This window comes from Kamptonema formosum PCC 10802 (assembly GCF_000332335.1).
GTDB lineage: Bacteria > Cyanobacteriota > Cyanobacteriia > Cyanobacteriales > Oscillatoriaceae > Oscillatoria.
Map to the genome: position 1 here is coordinate 157,154 of NZ_KB235950.1, position 2,145 is coordinate 159,298.

Below are 2,145 nucleotides of genomic sequence, written 5' to 3' on the forward strand. Positions count from 1 at the left end.
GTGGGTGCAGGTGTGGGGATAGGAACCGGCACCGGTACAGGAACCGGCATCGGTTCTGGTGTGGGTGCCGGTGTCGGTACAGGGATGGGTGTGGGTGTCGGTGTGGGTGCCGGTGTGGGGATAGGGATGGGAGTCGGTTCTGGTGTGGGTGCTGGTGTGGGTATAGGAACCGGCACCGGTACAGGAACCGGCATCGGTTCTGGTGTGGGTGCCGGTGTGGGTTCTGGTGTGGGTGCCGGTGTCGGTACAGGGATGGGTGTGGGTGCCGGTGTCGGTACAGGGATGGGTGTGGGTGCCGGTGTGGGTTCTGGTGTGGGTGCCGGTGTGGGTACAGGAACCGGCATCGGTTCTGGCGTGGGTGCCGGTGTGGGTACAGGGATGGGTGTGGGTGCCGATGTGGGTGCCGGTGTGGGGATAGGGATGGGAGTCGGTTCTGGTGTGGGTGCCGGTGTGGGTATAGGAATCGGCACCGGTACAGGAACCGGCATCGGTTCTGGTGTGGGTGCCGGTGTGGGTTCTGGTGTGGGTGCCGGTGTCGGTACAGGGATGGGTGTGGGTGCCGGTGTGGGTGCCGGTGTCGGTGCAGGGATGGGTGTGGGTGCCGGTGTGGGTGCCGGTGTGGGGATAGGGATGGGAGTCGGTTCTGGTGTGGGTGCCGGTGTGGGTATAGGAACCGGCACCGGTACAGGAACCGGCATCGGTTCTGGTGTGGGTGCTGGTGTGGGGATAGGGATGGGAGTCGGTTCTGGTGTGGGTGCCGGTGTGGGTATAGGAACCGGCACCGGTACAGGAACCGGCATCGGTTCTGGTGTGGGTGCCGGTGTGGGTTCTGGTGTGGGTGCCGGTGTCGGTACAGGGATGGGTGTGGGTGCCGGTGTCGGTACAGGGATGGGTGTGGGTTCTAGTGTGGGTGCAGGTGTGGGGATAGGAACCGGCACCGGTACAGGAACCGGCATCGGTTCTGGTGTGGGTGCTGGTGTGGGGATAGGGATGGGAGTCGGTTCTGGTGTGGGTGCAGGTGTGGGTATAGGAACCGGCACCGGTACAGGAACCGGCATCGGTTCTGGTGTGGGTGCCGGTGTGGGGATAGGGATGGGAGTCGGTTCTGGTGTGGGTGCCGGTGTGGGTATAGGAACCGGCACCGGTACAGGAACCGGCATCGGTTCTGGTGTGGGTGCCGGTGTGGGGATAGGGATGGGAGTCGGTTCTGGTGTGGGTGCCGGTGTGGGTATAGGAACCGGCACCGGTACAGGAACCGGCATCGGTTCTGGTGTGGGTGCCGGTGTGGGTATAGGGATGGGAGTGAGTGCCGGTGTGGGTGCCGATGTGGGTATAGGGATGGGAGTCGGTTCTGGTGTGGGTGCCGGTGTGGCGATAGGATTGACGGCGATGGTGAAGCTTTGCGTCGCTGTTGAACCACCGGCATCCGTTACCAGCAATACTATGTTGTAACTGCCGGCATTATCATTACTTGGCGTTCCTGTCAAGGTTGCAGTGCCATCTCCGCTGTCGCTTAGGCTAAGCCAAACCGGCAGGGATGTGGCGCTGGCTATCATGCGGGTGTCGCCGCTGTCAGAGTCAGTAGTGCTGATGGTGTAGCTATAGGGTGTGTCTGCAGTGCCGGTTAGTAGGGGGTTACTGCTAAAGCTGGGTGCGTCATTTTGCGGGTTGACGCTAATGGCAAAAGTGCCTCCAGCTAAACCACTTACACCATCCGAGACTGTGAAGCTGAAGCTATCGCTAACCGTCTCGCTCCCATCGTGATCGTAGGTGATATTGCCTGCATCGATGTGAGCTTGCGTGAAAGTGTCACCGGCACTCAAACCACTCCCGCTCTTTTTCAAAATCCCCTTGACAGGTGCTGTGCTTATAGTGTATAATATCAATCCCGAATCTTGAGCGGTATTGATCGTTTGCAACTCGCTGCTGCTAATCGTCGCAACCCCACCCTCATCAAGTGTTAAACCGCTATTCACCAACACCGGCGCACTGTCGTTATCTGTAATGGAAGCCGTAACGCTGTCAACAGCAATTCCGTCATAGTTGGCATCCGCACTGACAGCCGTGTGGGTAATCGTGCCGGTGTGATTTCCTTCTGCAACGGCATCCTCTACCGCCGCTACAATAACGACTTGCGGATTATTC

Annotated in this window: 1 protein-coding gene; it reads right to left on the reverse strand. The window is 59.9% G+C overall.

The window, feature by feature from the left end; translation table 11 throughout:
• A partial coding sequence (locus OSC10802_RS57095; protein ID WP_445727662.1) for a cadherin-like domain-containing protein occupies window positions 1-1,982 on the reverse strand: 1,982 nt, incomplete at its 3' end.
• Window positions 1,983-2,145: the final 163 nt, after the last annotated feature.